Origin of the sequence: Roseovarius pelagicus (genome assembly GCF_025639885.1) — a bacterium.
GTDB lineage: Bacteria > Pseudomonadota > Alphaproteobacteria > Rhodobacterales > Rhodobacteraceae > Roseovarius > Roseovarius pelagicus.
This window is the reverse complement of record NZ_CP106738.1, coordinates 850,998-869,441: the sequence shown is the minus strand read 5'-3', so window position 1 is coordinate 869,441 and position 18,444 is coordinate 850,998. Positions and strand designations below refer to the sequence as shown.

The window sequence follows — 18,444 nt, the reverse complement described above, 5'->3', positions numbered from 1 at the left end:
ATCGCAGTTGGCAGGCTCTCCAGCCCCTTTCGCCCCATTTGAATGGATGATCGCGTGGCGCTATTTGCGCGCCAAACGCGCCGAGGGCGGCGTGAGCGTGATGACGTGGATATCGCTGATCGGGATCACGCTGGCAGTGTTTGCGCTGATCGCGACGCTCGCCGTGCGTTCTGGTTTTCGCGCCGAGTTTGTGGATACGATTCTGGGCTCGAACGCTCATGTGACGATCTATAACGCAGGTGAGGTCGATGCCGTGACCGGGCGTGTCGACCGGATGCTGGAGGATTACGATGCGATGGCCGAACGGGTGCGTGCGGTGCCCGGCGTTACGCGCGTGGCCCCGCTGGTCAAGGCGCAGGTCATGGCCAATGCCCGCGACCGCAACGCCGGTGTGCAGATATTCGGCATCACGCTGGAAAACCTCAAAACCATCCCGCGCATCGCCAACCCCGAAACCGGGCAAGGTGACATCGATCGATTTGGCGAAGGGTTGGCGATCGGTTCAGGAGTGGCGCGTGAACTGGGTGTCAGCGTCGGCGACCGGATCAAGATTATCTCGCCCGGAGGGGTCAAGACGGCGTTTGGCACCAGCCCAAGGGTGAACGCCTATGATGTGGTCTATATCTTTACCGCCGGGCGCTATGACATTGACCGCGTGCGCATCTACATGCCCTTTGCCGAAGCGCAGTCGTTTTTCAACCGCGAGGGGCAGGCGGACGAGTTGGAAGTCATGGTGGAGCGCCCGGAGACCGTCGGCAATATGGGGCTGGACCTGATCCGCGCGGCGGGCGACCGCTCGCTGATCTGGACGTGGCAGGACGCCAGCGGTGGGTTCCTGCGCGCGCTAGAGGTCGAGGATAACGTCATGTTCATCATCCTGTCGATCCTCGTGCTGATCGCGGCGATGAACATCACCAGCGGGCTGATCATGCTGGTCAAGAACAAGGGCCGCGACATCGGTATTCTGCGCACCATGGGTCTGACCGAAGGATCGGTTTTGCGCGTCTTTTTCATCTGTGGCGCGTTCACCGGGATCATCGGCACCGTGTTCGGGGTAATTCTGGGCTGTCTCTTTGCGATCTATATCGACCCGATTTTCAGCATGGTGAATTATCTGATGGGTGGGCAGGTATGGGACCCATCCATCCGGGGTATCTATCATTTGCCAGCCAAGCTGGAGCTGACGGATGTGATCTCTGCCGTGGCATTGTCGCTGGGCCTGTCGTTTATCGTCACCATTTTTCCGGCGCGGCGCGCGGCGCGGATGAACCCGGTAGAGGCGTTGCGCTATGAGTGAAGCTGTGCTGCGCCTGAGTGGCTTGGAAAAGGTCTATAACAAAGGTCTGCAAAGTGAAGTTGCGGTGCTCAAGGGGGCCGAACTGACATTGGCACCCGGAGAGATCGTGGCGCTGGTCGCGCCCTCGGGGGCGGGTAAATCGACCTTGCTGCATATCGCGGGCCTGCTCGACACGCCTGATGCGGGCGAGGTCGAGATCGGCGGCGTGGCGATGGCCGGTCTCGGGGATCGGCGGCGCACCATCGCGCGGCGGCGTGATGTAGGGTTTGTCTATCAATTCCATCACCTGCTACCGGAATTCACCGCGTTGGAGAACATCGTGCTGCCTCAACTGGCAGCGGGCACATCGCGCCGCGACGCCGAGGCGCGCGCGCACGAGTTGCTGGATCAGGTCGGGATTGCAGCACGCGCCGATCACCGGCCTTCGGCGATGTCGGGTGGCGAACAACAGCGCGTTGCGTTCTGTCGTGCGCTGGCCAACGCGCCGCGACTGCTGCTGGCGGATGAACCGACAGGCAATCTTGATCCCGAAACCTCTGACCAAGTGTTTCGCACGTTGACAGATCTGGTGCGCGGGACGGGGTTGGCGGCACTTATCGCGACCCACAACCTTGATCTGGCAGCGCGCATGGACCGGATCGTTCGGCTGGAGGCTGGGCTGGTGACGGCATCGACCTGAATTCGGCACGTTGACCGGCGTCGCGTGCGCGCGCAGACTGCGCAGGCATTAGTCTCAGGAGGTGTCATGCCCACTATCTCAGTCGATCAGATCGAAACCCTCTGCAAGGCGGCGCTGATGCGCCACGGCGCTGACGAATGGATCGCCGCGTCGGTTGCGCGTGCCACGGCCGCATCCGAGGCGGTGGGCAACAAGATCTGCGGGCTGTATTACCTCGACAGCTATTGTCGCCAGTTGCAGAGCGGTCGGGTCAGCGGCAATGCGGCACCTGTTGTCACGCGCCCGCGGCCCGGCACGGTCTATGTCGATGCACGGCTGGGATTCGCCCAACCCGCGTTCGAACGTGGCCTGCCCGAGGCGATCAGTGCCGCGCGTGAGAACGGAATCGCCAGTCTGGCGATCTGCCATTCGCATACCTGTACGTCGCTGGGCTATTTCACGGACCAGATCGCGCGAGCAGGATTCATCGGGTTCGGGGCGACCAACGCGACGCCCATCGTAGCGCCACCGGGTGGCAGACATCGGGTGATCGGCACCAATCCCATCGCCTTTGCAGTGCCGGACGGGCAGGGCGGTGTCGCGATGCAGTTCGACCAGTCCACCACCACTGTGGCTCTGGGCAAGATTACGATGGCCAAGGCTGCTGGTGAAACGATCCCCGAAGGCTGGGCCGTCGATGCTGACGGGCAGCCGACCACCGACCCGGATGCAGCCATCAAGGGGTCGCTGGTCAGCATGGGTGGCTACAAGGGCTGGGGCCTTGGCCTGATGGCAGAGCTGCTGGCAGCAGGCATGACAGGATCGCGCAACGCGATGGACGTGCCGCCACTCAAGGCCACCGACGGGCCGCCGCATGATCTGGGCCAGTTCTATACGTTGATTGATCCGGGCCTGTCGGGTGCTTTTGCGGACCGGTTGGGACGGGTGTCGGACGGTATCGCGCAGGACCCCGGTGCACGGATGCCGGGCCAAGGTAAAACGTCTGCGACCGAAGTAGAGCTGGAAGAGGCCGCTTGGGCAGAGTTGCAGACGCTGGCAGGCAAAGCCTAGGCCTGCTGCGTGACAAAGACCCCTGCGGCCATGATACCGATGCCGCAGGCACGAGTGATCGACAGCGGTGACACCTGCGCACCAAAAAGGCCGAAATGGTCGATCGCCGCCGCGCTGATCAACTGCCCCAACAGGACGAGGAAAACTGCGTTGCCGATGCCGAATTTCGGCGCGACATAGGTGATGGACAGCACGTAGAACGCCACCAGCAGGCCCGCAAGAAACAGGTGTTTTGGCGCGACCCATGCGCCCAGGACGGCACGCGGCCCGGTGATCGTCAGTGTCACAAGCGTGGCCAGCAGGGCCACGGAAAACAGGATAGCGGCGGCTGCCGCAGGCGAGGCCAGCCTGACGCCAAGCGCGGCGTTAAGCGCCGCGAGGACCGGTACGCCGATGCCTGCGACCAGCATCGTGAGGGCATATAGGGATGTTTGGGACATAGACCGTGCTCCGCAATTGCGCATTTCGGGTAAACTGGCATGGCCGGTGCCCGCGCGCCAGATGCCATTGCATGGCCATCATGTTTGACCTGTGACGCATAGGCATTACCTTTGGTCACAGGAGGTCCACCATGAAGCATTTCATTCTGACTGCCGTGACAATGGTGTTTTGCACGTTCGCTCTGATGTCCAAGGCACAAGAGGCCCCGATCAAGGAAGTGATCACGAACCAGATCACAGCCTTTCAGGCCGATGATTTTGACGCGGCCTTTGCCCATGCCAGCCCGATGATCCAAGGCATGTTCGGCTCGGCGGAAAATTTTGGTGCCATGGTTCGCGGTGGCTATCCGATGGTCTGGCGGCCCGCCGATATACGCTTTCTCGGGTTGCAGAGCCGCGCCGGGGCGCTTTGGCAGGACGTGATGATCCGCGACCAAGAGGGGCGCATACATATCCTCGAATATGAGATGATCAAGGATGAAATGGGCTGGAAAATCAATGGTGTGCAGTTACGCCCGCCTGTGGCAGGAACGGTCTGAGCATACGCGTCTGAAGCAGGGCACCGTACGGTCTCTCCAGCGCTGATTAACCCCTTGTCGATACTTCCCTGAACCATCCGGGCGCGCCCCGGCTGGCGAAACTCGTGATGTCCGGCTTCCGTTCCGCCCAGCACAGGCCGGACAGCGACCCGGATGCGGAAAGGGAACGACATGAACAAGGCAGTTACCGATGGCATCGTCTTTATGCCCCCGGCATTTGAGGACGGGCTGGATGTCTGGTCCAGTGGCAACGGAACACCCGGATCAGACACGTATGATGGTGCAGTGAATGCCGCGATCATCGCTGCCGATCAGGATTTTGGCGGCGCGATGGAGCTGCAAAAGACCAGTTCCGTCCAAAAGCTGCGCTATATGGGCGAAACCCCGCTGCTGCCCGGCTGCTATCTGAAAATCACCGCCCGGATCAAGGCGATCGCGGGCAACCTGCCCACTGTGCGGATTGCGGGCTGGGCTGCGGCCTCCAATGGCAATCATGTTGGCGGACTGGCAGAGGTTGGCCCCGCCGCGACGCTGGAGAACTACGGTGAGGTGGTCGAGCTCAGCGCCATTGTCGGCACAGGCAACCGCGGTGGCGTCGATATGGTCTGGGGAGCAGGCCCGGCCTATGGCCATTTCGGGCTGGATCTGACCGGCGCAAATGGCGGGATCGTGCGGATTGATGATATCGTGATCGAGGATATCACATCTGCCTTTCACCGCGAATTGATGGATTGGGTCGATGTCCGCGATTATGGTGCCGTGGGTGACGGCGTGACCGATGATTGGGCCGCGTTCGAGGCCGCCGATGCGGCGGCGGGCGGTCGTCAGGTGCTGGTGCCCGAGGGCACATTCCATCTGGGCAACAGTGTCACGTTTCAATCCACTGTGCGGTTCGAGGGCACAGTGACGATGGCGACCCAGCATGTTCTGTCGCTGACTGATAACTACAACCTGCCGGCCTATATCGACGCTTTTGGTGACGAAGAGCTGGCCTTTCGCAAGGCATTTCAGGCGTTGCTCAACAACACCGGGCACGAGTCTTTGGACATGAAAGGGCGGATCATCTCGCTGAGCGGGCCGATTGACATGCAGGCAGCCATCCCGGACAAGGTGGTTTATTCGCAAAGGCGCATCATCAAGAACGGCCAGTTCTATGCCGAGGACAACGCCGCGTGGAACACCGAGGCGGTCACCTCGCAGGCCACCTATTCGACCAGCAACAGCCTGCGTCTGACAGGGGTCAGCAACATTGCGAATATCCCACTTGGCGCAGTGGTCGAAGGCAACGGCGTCGGGCGCGAAGTCTATGTTGCGGGCGTCAATCTCGCGGCGCAGGAAATCACGCTGAGCCAACAGCTCTATGACGCGGCGGGCACGCAGGTTTTCACCTTTCGCCGTTTCAAATACATGCTCGACTTCAGCGGTTTCGAGAAATTGAGCAAGCTGTCGCTGGTGAATATCGAGTTTCAGGCTGCCGGGAAATGCAGCTGCGTGATGCTGCCGCAAACCGCAACCAGTTTTCAGTTTCGCGACTGCTATTTTACCCGTCCCCGCGATCGCGGCATTTCCAGCCTGTTCAAGGGCGATCAGGGCATGATCGTGGATCGCTGTCAGTTCCTGTCGGATGAGGATGCCGAACTGGTGGCGAACCGGACATCCATCGCCCTGAATGCCAACGCGAACGACGTTAAGCTGCGCGACAACCGCGTGACGCGGTTTCGGCATTTCGCCATTCTGGCCGGCTCCAGCAACATCGTTTCAGGCAACCACTGGTTTCAGGGAGACGAATCGAACGACGGCACGCGTTCGGCCGGGCTGGTGTTGACGCGCACCAATTGCCGCACGACGGTCGACGCCAATTACGTCGACAACTGCTTTATCGAATGGTCGAACGAACATGACAGCGCGCCGGCGTATTCCAGCGAGTTTTCGTTCAGCGCGCTGAACATCACTGGCAACGTGTTTCTGGCGGGCAACGTCGCCCCATGGTTCACGTTTTTGGTGGTCAAACCCCATGGCGCGGGGCATTTTCTGAATGGGATGAATGTTACCGGCAATTCGTTCCGCATCATTGATGACCCGATTGACCGGGTTGATTCCGTCGATACCAGCTTTGCCGATCTTGATTACAACCGGGTCAAGAACATTTCGTTTCAGGACAATACGTTCGGCAACATCTATCACCCTGTCCTCAGCCCGATGATGCTGGAGTTCGATCAATCCACCGTCGCGTCCAGCTGGACGATTGATCTGGCGAACCGGCTGCCTTTTGGCGCATTCGCGCAAACGGTTGAATCGGTCATTCCCGCTGGTCCATTGCTGAACGGGGCGGGCGATACCGTGCATGCAGCGCCCTATTATCAGGCCAAACAGGGGCCGGACAGCGATCAGATTCGGCTGCGGTTCGGCACGCCGGTGCGCGGGACGGTCACGATGCGGGTGCGGATCGACGACCCCCTTTAGGGCCGGACAGGGCGTCTAGAAATTCTGCCAGACTCCCAGTTTCACACCGAATGTAGCTGTATTCTTGATCCCGGCCGCCACGCCAAACTCATAGTGGCGGCCGGGCTTTGTTTCGATCACGACTGACGGCACGATGCGCAGATAGTCGGGGTCCGCCATCGGCCCGCCTTGTTGTAACTGTACCATCCATTTGCTGCGCGGTCCGGGGTTGTAGCCCAGCGTCAGGTCAGTGCTGATGCCGATGTCACCCTGATCGACGCCGATTTCAGCGCGCGTCTCGATCGACACCCAGCCAAACCGATCCAAAAATTCGAAGCTGCGCCCGACGGCAATGCCGGGACGTGCAACCGCAGTACCGTCGATGGTCCCGAGGCCGATCTCGCCGGTGATCTTGGTGCGCCTCGATTGGCGTGCCAGCGGCAAGATTGCAAAGGCAAACGTCTTGTACGCACCCTGCTCATCCGACCCTATATCCAGCCCAAGGGTCAGCTTGGGGCGCACACCATATTCAGCATAAACAGACCCATATCCGTCTGCTGCACCGGTGCTTGCGACATCCTCCAGCGTCAGGGCATAGGACAGATAGCCAGCGCCGGTGTCGCGCAACCACGGTCCGGCTTTGGCCTGCGCGGACAACAGCAATAACAAGATCAGCAAGCATCGCAATATGCCACCTCCGACCATAACTGTCGTTAAACTTGGTAAATCAGAGGTTAAGATTTACCGGCGCTGCGCGTGGCGAAAGATTGCGGAGTGTGGCGAAGCTGCTAGGCTTGTTCCAAAACCCGGAGGATGCCATGCCGCAGATCAATGCCGACACCAGCCACCAGACCGTCATAACCACGTTCGAAATGACCCCCGGAACCTGTCAGGATCTGCTCGACGAGCTGACCGAGGCTTACGAGAAGTTCATCTCGCATCAGCCGGGCTTTATCGCCGCTGGTTTGCATGTGAACGACGCGCAAACCCGTATCGCCAACTATTCCCAATGGAAGCGGCGCGAGGATTTTCAGGCGATGCTGCGCACACAGGAAATGCGTGTGCGCAACCGGCGGATCAATGAACTGTGCAAGAGTTTCGAGCCGGTCATGTACGACGTTGCCGCCACCTTTGGCTGATATGGGTCAAGGCGGGGTTGCCCGCGACGCGGTAAAATAGGGGTATTCCACACCAAGAGGAGACCCCAAATGTACAAGAATATTCTGGTCCCCATATCGTTCGGCGAGGATCGCGATTCGAAATCCGCTGTCGACGTAGCAAAAGTGCTGGCCGACGAAGGCGCGATGATCACCCTGCTGCATGTGATCGAACAGATCCCGGTGCACACGCTGTCCTATTTGCCTGCCGATCACATGGCCAAACGTCACGCCGAGGTAGAAGCGAAACTGGCCAGCCTGACCAAGGGGCTGCCAGACTTCGCTGGCGTCGTGACCAGCGGTCACGCCGGTCGGGCGATCCTTGATTTCGCGGATGAGGCGGGCAGTGATTGTATCGTCATCGCCAGCCACCGGCCCGGCATGCAGGATTTGTTGCTGGGGTCCACCGCGGCCAAGGTCGTGCGTCATGCAAAATGCTGTGTGCATGTGGTGCGGTAGCCCGACCGCAGCCCTGAATGAGGTCCCGCGTCTGCTCAGAACCCCAAACGGTCGCGCATAGCGTACCACGTCATCGCCATCACCAAGAGAGGGCTGCGCAGGCTTGATCCGCCGGGAAAGGCCGGGGCAGGGACGCGCGCCATCAGGTCGAACCCCGTCGCGTCGCCCTGAATGGCCTGTGCCAGCAGATACCCCGCATGGGTGGCATTGCCGACGCCGTGTCCGGAATAGCCTGAGGCGCTCAGGACGCCGGGTGCCAGCCGTGCGAAATAGGGCATACGTTTCATCGTGATGCCCAGTGTTCCGCCCCATGCATATTCCAGCGGCACATCTTTCAGATGCGGAAAAATCTCCAGCATCGGCTTACTGACCGTGGCGCGGATGTCACTGGGAAAACGATAGCCATAGCTCTCGCCGCCGCCGAACAGAAGCCGGTTGTCATGGCTGAGACGGAAATAGTTTACCACGAATTTGCTGTCCGCAACAGCCACATCACGGGTCAGTACGCGCGCGGCATCCTCACCCAGCGGTTGGGTCGCGACGATAAAGTTGTTGATGGGCATGACTCGCGCGGCGACCTTGCGGTTCAACCCACCAAGATAGCCGTTGCAGGCAAGGACCACATGATCCGCCGCCACCTGCCCGTGATCTGTACGTACCAGCGTGCCGTGTTTCGTGTCGATGTCGTGTACTTTTGAATTCTCAAAGATGCGCACGCCTGCCGACTCTGCCGCGCGTGCCAGACCCAGCGCATATTGCAACGGGTGCAGATGCGCGGCACCCATATCCAGCGCGCCGCCGTGATAGGCGGGCGAGGGGCAAAGGGTGTGCATCTGCTCGCGGGTCAGTTTTTCAATCTGAGTGTAGCCATAACGGTCCGCCAGATGATCTGCCTCGGCGTGTTCGTCGCGCATCTCAGTGGCAGAGAAACACGCATGCGCGACACCGGGCTTCAGATGACAGTCGATCTTGTGCCGCTCGATCAGCGATTTCACCAGTGCTTTGGTGTCTTCGGCCATCTCCCACAGCTTGGTGGCGTCATCCTGTCCCACCAGCTTTTCCAGCCCGTGCTGGCCCATACGCTGCCCGCTGCCCAACTGTCCGCCATTACGCCCGGACGCGCCAAAGCCCGCGCGGTGCGCCTCCAGCAGCACCACGTCCATCCCGGCCTCGGCCAGATGCAGCGCCGCGGATAACCCCGTATAGCCCGCACCGATCACGCAGACATCGGCGCGCACCTCGCCCTTTAACGGGTTGCGCGCATCGATCCGATCGGATGTTGCGGCATACCAGCTGTCAGGATAGGTGCCAGCCCGGTCATTGGCATAGAGCAGATCCATGCGCAGATCAGACGTTCAGCAGCAGATGTTCACGCTCCCAAGGCGAGATCACCTGAAGGAATTCATCATACTCCGCGCGTTTGACGATGCCATAGACGCGCGCGAAATCCGGGCCGAGGACCTCGTGCAGGCGGGTTGCCTCCTCGAACATATCCAGCGCATCGCCCAGAACGCGCGGGATGTCGCCCTCACCCTCGTAGGCGTCCCCACGGAATTCATCTGCAGGTTTGACCGCGTCCTCCAGCCCCAACAGGCCGCAGGCGAGGCTGGCGGCAATCGCCAGATAGGGGTTGCAATCCATACCCGCCAGCCGGTTTTCAACCCGCCGTGCGGCGGTCGAGGAAATCGGGATGCGAATGCCAGTGGTGCGGTTGTCGCGCGCCCATTCCAGATTGATCGGCGCTGCGTGATCCTTGACATACCGGCGATAGGAATTGACGTAGGGTGCCATCACGGCGGTCGCAGCAGGCATGTGGTTCTGCAATCCTGCGATGAAATGATAAAAGGCGTCGGTGTCTTTGCCCTTGGCATCGACGAATATGTTCTTGCCGGTTTTTGCATCCAGTACCGAATGGTGAATGTGCATCGCTGATCCCGGCTCGTCCGCAATCGGCTTGGCCATGAAAGTGGCAAAGCAGTCATGCCGCAATGCCGCCTCGCGGATCAGCCGTTTGAAATAGAACACCTCATCGGCCAGCATCACTGGATCGCCGTGGTTCAGGTTGATCTCTAGCTGGCCTGCGCCACCCTCTTGCGTGATTCCGTCGATCTCGAATCCCTGCGCTTCGGCGAAATCATAAATATCGTCGATCACCGGGCCGAACTCGTCCACGGCGGTCATCGAATAGGCCTGCCGCGCGGCGGCGGGGCGGCCGGATCGGCCAATCATCGGCTCGATTTCCTTGGCCGGGTCGATGTTGCGCGCGACCAGATAGAACTCCATCTCGGGCGCAACCACCGGCGTCAGCCCGCGCTCGGCATATAGTGCGACAACACGCTTCAGCACGTTGCGCGGCGAACAGCCCACCGGATCACCATCGCCGTCATAGGCGTCGTGAATGACCTGAATGGTCCAGTCGCCTGTCCACGGTGCGGCGGTCGCTGTGTCCATGTCCGGTTTCAGGATCATGTCCTGTTCGATGAACCCATCATCGCCTGCGGCCTCACCCCAATCGCCGGTGATGGTCTGGAAAAAGATCGAGTCGGGCAGATGGAAATGCTTCTGCTTGGCAAACTTGCTGGCTGGCACGGCCTTGCCGCGCGCAATACCGGGTAAGTCAGAGATGATGCATTCGACTTCGTCCAGCCTGCGCCCCTCAAGATAGGCGCGCGCCGCTTCGGGGAATTTCTGGGTCCAGTCGGCCATTATGCACCTCGTTTGAGAAAGGCCGCCATGCGGTCGGCCATGATCTGATTATCCGTGGGGCTGTCCAGATGTGCCAGCGCGTTATCCAGCAGCGGATCAGGCACCAGCCCGCGCCCGCGTGAGTGGATCAGACGGCCGACGAAATCGGCGGTATGCTCGGGATGCGGCTGCACGGTATAGATGCGGTCACCATATAGCAGCGCGGCGTTGCGGCAGAAATCATTTTGCCCGATCACCTCTGCCCCGTCAGGCAGCTCTGTCACCTGATCCTGATGCCACGCATTCAGCTGCATCTGACGGCCTTCGATTTCGTAATAGGTGCGCCCGACCGACCAGCCTTTGTCGAATTTCTCGACCTTGCCACCCATGGCTTGCGCAATGATCTGATGACCAAAACAGACGCCCACCATCGGGCGGCCATCGGCATAGACGTCGCGAATGAACTGCTCCAGCGGGGCGATCCACGGATGGTCCTCGTAGGCGCCATGCTTGGATCCCGTAATCAGCCAGCCATCGGCGGCCTCGGGTCCGTCGGGGAACACCCCGTCGACCACCGCATAGCTGTCATAGGTAAACCCATGCCCATCCAGCAAATCTTCGAACATGGTGTCATAGTCGCCCATGACGGCTTTGATATCTTCGGGGGCGTGCCCGGTCAGCAGAATGCCAATCTTCATCGCGCGGTTCCATTCCGGCATGGTAATTTGATCAAATTTCAAGCTAGCCGAGCCAAGTGAAGCCAGCAAGCTGAATTTTAGCATGGATCAGGCGCGTCGTGTCAGACCTTTTCGAGGTAGGTCTTCCAATGCTGATCTTCGGGCAGTTCGAACATGATCTCGATCTCCTGCCGTTTGGTCAGCACCAGATTGCGCACCATCTTGGGCTCGAAAATACGTGCGATCAGCGGATCGCTTTCAAACAGATCCACCGCCGTCCGCCAATCCTCTGCCAGTTGCGGCAGGTCCTGACCGTAGGCATTGCCGGATATGGGCGTGCCGGGATCCATGTCGTCCTCGATCCCGATCAGGGCCGCACCGAGGATCGCGGCAAAGCTGAGATAGGGATTGATATCGCCACCCGCGACCCGGTGTTCGATCCGGCGCGCGGCGGGCGACCCACCGGGGACGCGCACGGCAGCGGTGCGGTTCTCATAGGCCCAGCAGATCGCAGTAGGGGCATGGGCATCGGGCACCAGCCGGGCATAGCTGTTGGCATGCGGCGCAAAGACGAGGGTGGATCCGCGCATCGCCGCCACGCAGCCGCCGATCGCGGCGCGCAGCATATCGGTGCCCTTGGGGCCACCATCGTCAAAGATGTTGTTGCCGTCGGCGTCGAGTACGGAAAAATGCATGTGCATGCCATTGCCGGAATCCTGCACAAACGGCTTGGCCATAAAGGTCGCAGCACAGCCGAACTTGCGCGCAAGGCCACGGATCAGCGCCTTGAACAGCCATGTGTCGTCGGCGGCATGTAGCGCCTGCTGGTGGTTCAGCGTAATCTCGAACTGGCCGACGCCCGCCTCGCTGGTGGCTGTCTGGGCGTCGATGTCCATCGCCGCACAGGATTCGTAGAGCGCCGACAGGAATGGGTCGAACGCGTCCATCTCGCTCAGCGACAGGATTTCCGAGCCGTCAATGCGCCGCCCGCTGCGCGGATCGCGGACCGACTTCAGCACCTTGCCACTGTCGTCAACCAGTGTGAATTCCAGCTCGGTCGAGGCGATCACCTGCCAGCCACGCTCCTGATAGCGGTCCAGCACGCTGCGCAACGCGTGCCGCGCGTCGCCGTAGAACGGCGTGCCGTCCTCGAAATACATCTGCATCGGCACCAGCGGCTGAGAGCCGTCCAGCCAAGGCAGGGGCACGGCCCCGCGCGACGTGGGCAGCAGGATACCATCGGCATCGCCAGTCTCGAATATCAGCGGACTGCCGTCGATATCGGCCCCCTTGATATCGACGTTGAGCGCCGATAGCGGCATGCGCACGGTCCCGCTTTCGAGTTTCTCAAAATACGATGCCGGTACACGCTTGCCGCGCATCTGACCATTCAGATCACAGGCCGCGACGCGAAACGTGGCGAAATTTTCCAGTTGCATAATGGTATCCTCTGCGGGTTGGCAGATAGATTTACCGAATAAGGTTCGGGCGCAACCGCAATTTTCGCCGTGCTTCTTGTGGCAGGTGCCGGTTCAGATGCCGGTTGATTAGGCCAAAGACGCTGATCACACACAAGGTCAGCAGGATGAAATAGCCAGCCAAGATGGGGTAGGGCACAAACGGGTTAAACGTCTTGTCCGCGAAATAATTGGCATAATACAGCGCATCACCGCGCTGCTGCCACGCGGGGAATCCGCTGAAAAACACCAGCGTTGTGGCATGGAACAGGAAAATCGCCTCGTTCGTGTAGGCAGGCCATGCAAGGCGCAGCATCGTGGGCCACACGATCCGTTTGAACCGTGGCCAGCCAGAGAACCCGTAAGCATCGGCTGCCTCGACATCGCCCTTGGGGATCGACCGTAGCGCACCATAGAAAATTTCGCCTGAATAGGCGGCGGTATTCAAAAACAGAACGATCAGCGCCCCCAGCCACGCGGCGGTGAACGCGTCAAAGATCGGGCTGACCTTCTTGAGGCTGAGAAACAGGAAATAGGCAAAGAAGAACTGGATAAAGAGCGGCGAGCCGCGAAACACAAAGATGAACCATTCCGACGATTTGCGCGCCAGCAGGTTCCGCGACCCCTTGCCGACCGCAACAGCCGTGGCAAGGAAGAAACCGCTGAGCAGCGCCACAACACCGAAATAGACGTTCCACAACATGCCGGACCCGATCAGAACCAGCTGGTCGCAAAGCGTGAAGCTATCACGCGGCAACAACCGCTCACCAATCCCGAGACTGCGCAGCCCATAATCCTGTATGACATCCCAGCACAGCATTTACGTCGCCGCCTTTCTCTGGGCTTCGCCGCCCGTCGTGGCCTGCCCGTGGGTCAGGCGGGTCATCACCCTGCCCAGAAATACTTCGGACACTTTGGTAAAGCCCAGATAGAAAATCAGCAGCGCAAAGAAGTACCACATCCGCCAGTCGCCATGCGGATAGTCGGTAAAGCGCGGATTGGCCGTGCCGCCCAATTCTCGCGCCCAATAAACGATATCCTCGACCCCCAGCAGGAACAGCAGCGGCGTTGCCTTGATCAGCACCATCCACAGGTTGCTGAGGCCGGGCAGGGCATAGACCCACATCTGCGGTACCAGAATGCGCCGAAACGTCTGACGCCGTGTCATGCCGTAGGCTTCTGCCGTCTCCAATTGGCCACGGGGCACAGCCCGCATCGCGCCAAAGAGGACATTGGCGGCAAACGCACCAAAAACGATGGCAAAGGTCAGCACGGCGACAAAGAAACCGTAGACTTCGTGCATCCATTGCGGGGCGGTGGACAGCGGCAGCTTGGCCGCCGCGCAAACGACGAAATCATTGCCCTGCCGGACTGGCTCGGTCCAGTCCGGGCACAGGATCTGATGCCGCGTCCATTCGAACATCTGGTCCAGCGCGATCACGAAGAACAGGAAAAACGCGATGTCGGGCACGCCGCGCACCAGCGCGATATAGGCCTTGCCCAGCCAACTGATCGGCAAAATCCGCGACCGGGCCGCCATCGCGCCCCCAAACCCGAACGCCAGTGCCGTGGGGGCCGTGATCCCCAACAGCAGCAGCACCGTGCCAAAGCTCATGTAGAGCAGCATATGCTTGCCCGTGGTCAGGTAACACGCCAACCACTGAAGCGAGCCGAGTGTTTCAGGGTCTGTGCAGAATGAGAACACTTAATGCTTCCTCGACGGCGCAGGCTGGTCGTCCTTCAGCCAGCGGGGTTGGCCATTTGGCCGATCATACTGCAACCGGGGATGAAATTGCAGGATACCGATCTGATCCGGGACGTTCCGCATTTGCGCAATATCGGCGTCATTTCGCACCGGAACGTAGGTCAGATAGGTCGGATCGTTCCCGGTTTCCCAGTCGATTTCTTCATGGTAATCAAAGATATACCTCTGGCCACATTCACGGCACCGCACCAGTGCGCGCATGTGGTGGCTGCTGTCGCGAAATGTCTCTATCGTCTCGAACACTTCGCCATGACCCTTGTCGGCCAAAATCGTTGGCTCGGACCACAATCTGCATTGAATCGGATCAAACATCAGCCGCGCCCGCAACGTTTGGTGAAAAGAAAATCGAATGTCGTTGAAAAAGAAAAAGAGGGGAGCGTGATGCCCCCCTCTTGCGTGTTTTATTCAAAGGTCGAGGACACTTCCCACTTCGTGATCATGGTGTTGAGCGTGCCATCATCCTTCATCGACTGGATCGCCGCGTCGAATTTCTCGCGCAGCTCGCCATCGGATTCGCGCAGGCCCATGCCGACACCACCACCCAGCGGCACATCTTCGCCCACGAACATCAGGTCCGCATCTTCTGCGGCGATGGGCGCGAGGTAGGATTTATCGGCAAGAACCGCATCCGCTTCGCCGTTTTTCACGGCAGCGACGGTTTCCTCGGGCGTGGCGAATTCGACCAGCGTTGCGCCGCTCTCGGCGACATAACCGGCCTGGATTGTGCCGGTTTGCGCCGCGATGACGCCGGTGGACAGATCAATGCCTTCACTCATGCCCAGATAGGCCGACGGGTCTGGCGGTGTGTAGTTCTGGGTAAAGTCAATGACTTCATCGCGCTCGTCGGTGATCGACATGCCCGCGATGATCGCGTCGTAGTTGCCCGAAACGAGGTTGGGGATGATGCTGTCCCATTCGTTTGTAACCCACTCGCAGGCCAGCTCTGCGCGTTTGCACAGTTCATCGCCCAGCTCGCGCTCGAACCCGTCGACATCGCCGGCATCATTGATGAAGTTCCATGGCGCATAGGCGCCTTCGGTGCCCAGACGGACAGTATCCGCCGACAGGGCCATGCCCGCTGACAGCGCCAGCGCAGCGGTAGAAAGGATAAGCTTTTTCATTTTTTTCTCCCTTGGTGGTGATTGTTGTATGGTTGCAGGTCAGTCGGCCATCGTCGAGCTTAGAAACTGTCGCAGCCGGTCTGATTTCGGAGCGCCAAAGAGGTCCTTTGGGGCGCCTTGTTCTTCGATCAAGCCTTGATGCAAAAATACGGTGTGATCCGATACATCTGCAGCCATCTTCATGTCATGGGTCACGATCATCATGGTCCGGCCTTCGGCGGCCAGATCCTTGATAACCCGGACCACTTCCTGTTCCAATTCCGGATCCAGTGCCGACGTCGGCTCGTCAAAGAGCAGGGCTTCAGGCTCCATTGCCAATGCCCGTGCAATCGCCGCGCGTTGCTGCTGTCCGCCCGACAGTTGGGCAGGGTAGACGTCACATTTGTCGCCAATGCCGACCTTGTCCAGATATTTGCGCGCCGCTGCCTCGACCTCAGCGCGGTCGCGCCCCAGCACCGTCACCGGTGCCTCCATCACGTTTTGCAGGATGGTGAGGTGCGCCCAAAGGTTGAACTGCTGGAACACCATACTGAGATTGGTGCGGATGCGCAAAACCTGCTTGGCGTCGGCGGGGTGGCGGTTCAGGCCGGTGCCGCGCCATTTGACCGGCTCGCCCTTGAAAACGATATCACCTTGCTGACTGTCCTCCAGCAGATTGGCGCAGCGCAGAATGGTGGATTTGCCCGACCCGGACGATCCGATCAATGACACCACATCGCCACGATGGGCGGTAAGATCCACGCCCTTGATCACTTCCAGAGCGCCATAGGCCTTGTGCAGATTCGTGATTTCGATAACGGGTGTGGCGTCGGTCAAGGTTTCTCCCAGCCGTCTTGGCGCGGCGTCAGGATGACAATAGGGCGGAAAAAATGGCGCAATGCAACTTGCAATACGCCACAGGTCGGCGCAATTCGTCCGAATTGACGCAAGGTCAGTCCAAAACGGGCGTATCCGGCGCGGGCGGCGGCGGATTGGGCACGCTCAGGTAGTGCGCGGCGGGAATGCGCGCAAGGCCGGTCAGCGCCAGCGTCTCGCGGTGCAACGCGGGCAGGGCGGCGATGGCGGATGACACCACCCCGGCCAGCGCGTCCGCGTCGCGCCCGTGTGCTGTGATATAGGGCAGGATGGGCGTCGGCGGCGTGCGGGTGATTTCCCTCAGCCCGGCGGCGAATGCGTCATGCCGCGTGATCAGCAGCCATGTCAGCGCGTCAATCGCCGCGATGTCGGCGCGGCCTTCGGCCACGGCACGGGCCGAGGCGATATGTCCGCCGCTCTGCACCGGATTGCAGAACCGAAAGCCGTGCGCGGCGGCGTAGTTCTGCGGTGCGGCCCAGCCCGATTGCGACAGCGCCTCGTTATAAGCAAAAGGGGCATCGGCGAAATCAGTGGGATCAGCGCGCGGATCATCCACGCGCGCGATGATCACCGAATTGTAGTGCCCCGGCGGGCAACCCGGCAGGTCATGTACCGGCGATCCAACCAACTGTACCTGCCCGTGCAGGCGCGAGCGGTAGGGATAACCGCAGGTTTGCGACAGGATCAGATCGGGATTTTGCCATTGTTTCCACAGATCGCCGCCACGGGTCAGTGTTGGCGGTGCCGCTTCAGATAGCTGCGCGCGAATCCCGGCCCAGAGCGCGTCATTAGCTGCGCGCGTTTCAGGGCGGTCATACATCGGCAGGCTGGCGATCACGCCTGCGCAACCCGCTGCCGGGCCAATGCGCTGTCGCGGTCGTTGACACCAAGGAAGCTCGAGACCATCCGCACGATGGCGTCCTCCTCGGCGTCGCGCTCTCCATCGGCCAGTGCGACCTGCCACAGTGCCTCGATCACAGCCAAGCGGTCCTCGTAGGCCACGGCATCCTTGATCGCGCGGGTAAAACGGACGGTGTCAGGCGCGCTGGCCTCGACCGCCTCGGCCTCGGCGCGCAATGCCTGCGCGGCACTGGTGTCCAGATTATAGCGTGCGGCCAATATCCGGTCGATGCGCGCGATCTCGTTGGTGGCATAGTCGCCATCGGTGCGCGCCACGCGCACCAGCAGGGCGGACAGTGCGAGCCGTGCATCGGTTTGGTCAATGGGTTCGGTTTGCGGGGCGGCAAGGCGCTTGAGAAAATCAGCAATCATACCGCAGATATAGGCCGGGCGCGGGCCCGCGCCAAACGCTTATTTCGCGGCGACCCGTGCGCGTGCCTCGTCGCAATCGGCCTCGGTCAGCCCCAGTGCCTCGCGTACCTGTGTGACCACGGCCAGTTCGGCATCGTTACTGTCGCCATCAGCCAGCATCACCTGCCACAACGCCTCATGCGCCTCTAACCGGGCCTCGAAACTGACGGTTTCGCGGATCAACAGGGCGAATTTCTTGGTGCCCGGTGCTGCGGCTTCGATCTTTTCGCAGGTCGCGCGCATTTTGGCGGCCTCTACCGGGTTCAGCCCGTTCATCTGGGCCAGCAACCGGTCGATCAGGCTGATTTCCTCGAACCGGTAATCACTGTCGGATTTGGCCACGCGCACCATCAGCGCACCTAGCGCCAGTCGGGCATCAGGTTCGGGCAGCGGGTCAGGCTCGTGGCCTTTGAAGAGATTCAAAATACGGGTGAGCATTGCCGCAGACTATCTGTGTCTGGGCGGCGGGCCAAGCGATTTCAGCGTGTTTTGTGAAACGCCGCGAAGGTG

The 18,444-nt window shown here is 60.5% G+C and carries 21 protein-coding genes; 7 read left to right on the top strand and 14 right to left on the bottom strand.

The window, feature by feature from the left end; all coding sequences use genetic code 11:
- Nucleotides 1-7 precede the first annotated feature (7 nt).
- The 3 genes from N7U68_RS05255 (at nt 8) to N7U68_RS05245 (ending at nt 3,026) form a co-directional block, all read left to right on the top strand.
- Nucleotides 8-1,297 carry a lipoprotein-releasing ABC transporter permease subunit gene (locus N7U68_RS05255; RefSeq protein WP_263048469.1) on the top strand — a complete coding sequence of 430 codons (1,290 nt, stop codon included), beginning with the start codon at nt 8-10 and terminating at the stop codon, nt 1,295-1,297.
- The gene (locus tag N7U68_RS05250) at nt 1,290-1,976 is read left to right on the top strand and encodes an ABC transporter ATP-binding protein (protein ID WP_165191823.1); all 687 of its coding nucleotides are present in this window, start codon (nt 1,290-1,292) and stop codon (nt 1,974-1,976) included. The genes N7U68_RS05255 and N7U68_RS05250 overlap by 8 nt, the downstream gene beginning before the upstream one ends.
- A gap of 66 nt (nt 1,977-2,042) precedes the next feature.
- Nucleotides 2,043-3,026: an Ldh family oxidoreductase gene (locus tag N7U68_RS05245; protein ID WP_263048468.1), complete on the top strand. Its 984-nt coding sequence runs from the start codon at nt 2,043-2,045 to the stop codon at nt 3,024-3,026.
- On the opposite strand, the gene N7U68_RS05240 is transcribed toward N7U68_RS05245, so the two are convergent.
- Nucleotides 3,023-3,466, bottom strand: coding sequence for a DMT family transporter (locus N7U68_RS05240; protein ID WP_165191825.1), 444 nt, complete (start codon nt 3,464-3,466; stop codon nt 3,023-3,025). The genes N7U68_RS05245 and N7U68_RS05240 overlap by 4 nt on opposite strands.
- Nucleotides 3,467-3,597: 131 nt before the next feature.
- Here N7U68_RS05240 and N7U68_RS05235 point away from each other — a divergent pair, with 131 nt between their 5' ends.
- Both N7U68_RS05235 and N7U68_RS05230 read left to right on the top strand, forming a co-directional pair.
- Nucleotides 3,598-4,005 carry a DUF4864 domain-containing protein gene (locus N7U68_RS05235; RefSeq protein WP_263048467.1) on the top strand — a complete coding sequence of 136 codons (408 nt, stop codon included), beginning with the start codon at nt 3,598-3,600 and terminating at the stop codon, nt 4,003-4,005.
- 171 nt (nt 4,006-4,176) lie between these two features.
- On the top strand, nt 4,177-6,468 hold the full coding sequence (locus N7U68_RS05230; protein ID WP_263048466.1) for a glycosyl hydrolase family 28-related protein: 2,292 nt from the start codon (nt 4,177-4,179) through the stop codon (nt 6,466-6,468).
- Nucleotides 6,469-6,483: 15 nt separating this feature from the next.
- Here the strand turns inward: N7U68_RS05230 and N7U68_RS05225 are convergent, their stop codons facing one another.
- Complete coding sequence (locus N7U68_RS05225; RefSeq protein ID WP_263048465.1) at nt 6,484-7,134, bottom strand: hypothetical protein; 651 nt, start codon at nt 7,132-7,134, stop codon at nt 6,484-6,486.
- A gap of 131 nt (nt 7,135-7,265) precedes the next feature.
- Here N7U68_RS05225 and N7U68_RS05220 point away from each other — a divergent pair, with 131 nt between their 5' ends.
- A complete protein-coding gene (locus tag N7U68_RS05220; protein WP_165191829.1) occupies nt 7,266-7,586 on the top strand; it encodes an antibiotic biosynthesis monooxygenase family protein in 321 nt (106 codons plus the stop codon).
- Between the two features lie 69 nt (nt 7,587-7,655).
- Nucleotides 7,656-8,063, top strand: a complete 408-nt coding sequence (locus tag N7U68_RS05215; protein ID WP_165191830.1) for a universal stress protein — start codon at nt 7,656-7,658, stop codon at nt 8,061-8,063.
- 35 nt (nt 8,064-8,098) lie between these two features.
- Here the strand turns inward: N7U68_RS05215 and N7U68_RS05210 are convergent, their stop codons facing one another.
- The 12 genes from N7U68_RS05210 to N7U68_RS05155 all read right to left on the bottom strand — a co-directional run bounded on the left by N7U68_RS05210 (nt 8,099) and on the right by N7U68_RS05155 (nt 18,372).
- Entirely contained in the window at nt 8,099-9,403 is a 1,305-nt protein-coding gene (locus N7U68_RS05210; RefSeq protein WP_263048464.1) for an NAD(P)/FAD-dependent oxidoreductase, read from the bottom strand.
- Nucleotides 9,404-9,410: 7 nt separating this feature from the next.
- Nucleotides 9,411-10,769 carry a glutamine synthetase family protein gene (locus N7U68_RS05205; protein WP_165191832.1) on the bottom strand — a complete coding sequence of 453 codons (1,359 nt, stop codon included), beginning with the start codon at nt 10,767-10,769 and terminating at the stop codon, nt 9,411-9,413.
- Complete coding sequence (locus tag N7U68_RS05200; protein ID WP_263048463.1) at nt 10,769-11,446, bottom strand: type 1 glutamine amidotransferase; 678 nt, start codon at nt 11,444-11,446, stop codon at nt 10,769-10,771. The genes N7U68_RS05205 and N7U68_RS05200 overlap by 1 nt, the downstream gene beginning before the upstream one ends.
- 101 nt (nt 11,447-11,547) lie before the next feature.
- Nucleotides 11,548-12,864 carry a glutamine synthetase family protein gene (locus N7U68_RS05195; protein WP_263048462.1) on the bottom strand — a complete coding sequence of 439 codons (1,317 nt, stop codon included), beginning with the start codon at nt 12,862-12,864 and terminating at the stop codon, nt 11,548-11,550.
- Between the two features lie 31 nt (nt 12,865-12,895).
- Nucleotides 12,896-13,702, bottom strand: coding sequence for an ABC transporter permease (locus N7U68_RS05190; RefSeq protein WP_263048461.1), 807 nt, complete (start codon nt 13,700-13,702; stop codon nt 12,896-12,898).
- Nucleotides 13,703-14,587 carry an ABC transporter permease gene (locus N7U68_RS05185; RefSeq protein ID WP_263048460.1) on the bottom strand — a complete coding sequence of 295 codons (885 nt, stop codon included), beginning with the start codon at nt 14,585-14,587 and terminating at the stop codon, nt 13,703-13,705. It abuts the gene before it with no gap.
- Nucleotides 14,588-14,959, bottom strand: coding sequence for a hypothetical protein (locus N7U68_RS05180; protein ID WP_263048459.1), 372 nt, complete (start codon nt 14,957-14,959; stop codon nt 14,588-14,590).
- 89 nt (nt 14,960-15,048) lie between these two features.
- A complete protein-coding gene (locus N7U68_RS05175; RefSeq protein WP_263048458.1) occupies nt 15,049-15,768 on the bottom strand; it encodes a transporter substrate-binding domain-containing protein in 720 nt (239 codons plus the stop codon).
- Between the two features lie 39 nt (nt 15,769-15,807).
- Complete coding sequence (locus tag N7U68_RS05170) at nt 15,808-16,584, bottom strand: ABC transporter ATP-binding protein (protein ID WP_263048457.1); 777 nt, start codon at nt 16,582-16,584, stop codon at nt 15,808-15,810.
- A 115-nt stretch (nt 16,585-16,699) separates the two neighbouring features.
- Nucleotides 16,700-17,461, bottom strand: coding sequence for a phosphate/phosphite/phosphonate ABC transporter substrate-binding protein (locus tag N7U68_RS05165; RefSeq protein ID WP_263048456.1), 762 nt, complete (start codon nt 17,459-17,461; stop codon nt 16,700-16,702).
- Entirely contained in the window at nt 17,458-17,895 is a 438-nt protein-coding gene (locus tag N7U68_RS05160) for a tellurite resistance TerB family protein (protein ID WP_165191840.1), read from the bottom strand. Before N7U68_RS05160 ends, N7U68_RS05165 begins: the two co-directional genes overlap by 4 nt.
- A gap of 39 nt (nt 17,896-17,934) precedes the next feature.
- Nucleotides 17,935-18,372, bottom strand: a complete 438-nt coding sequence (locus N7U68_RS05155; protein WP_165191841.1) for a tellurite resistance TerB family protein — start codon at nt 18,370-18,372, stop codon at nt 17,935-17,937.
- Nucleotides 18,373-18,444 lie beyond the last annotated feature (72 nt).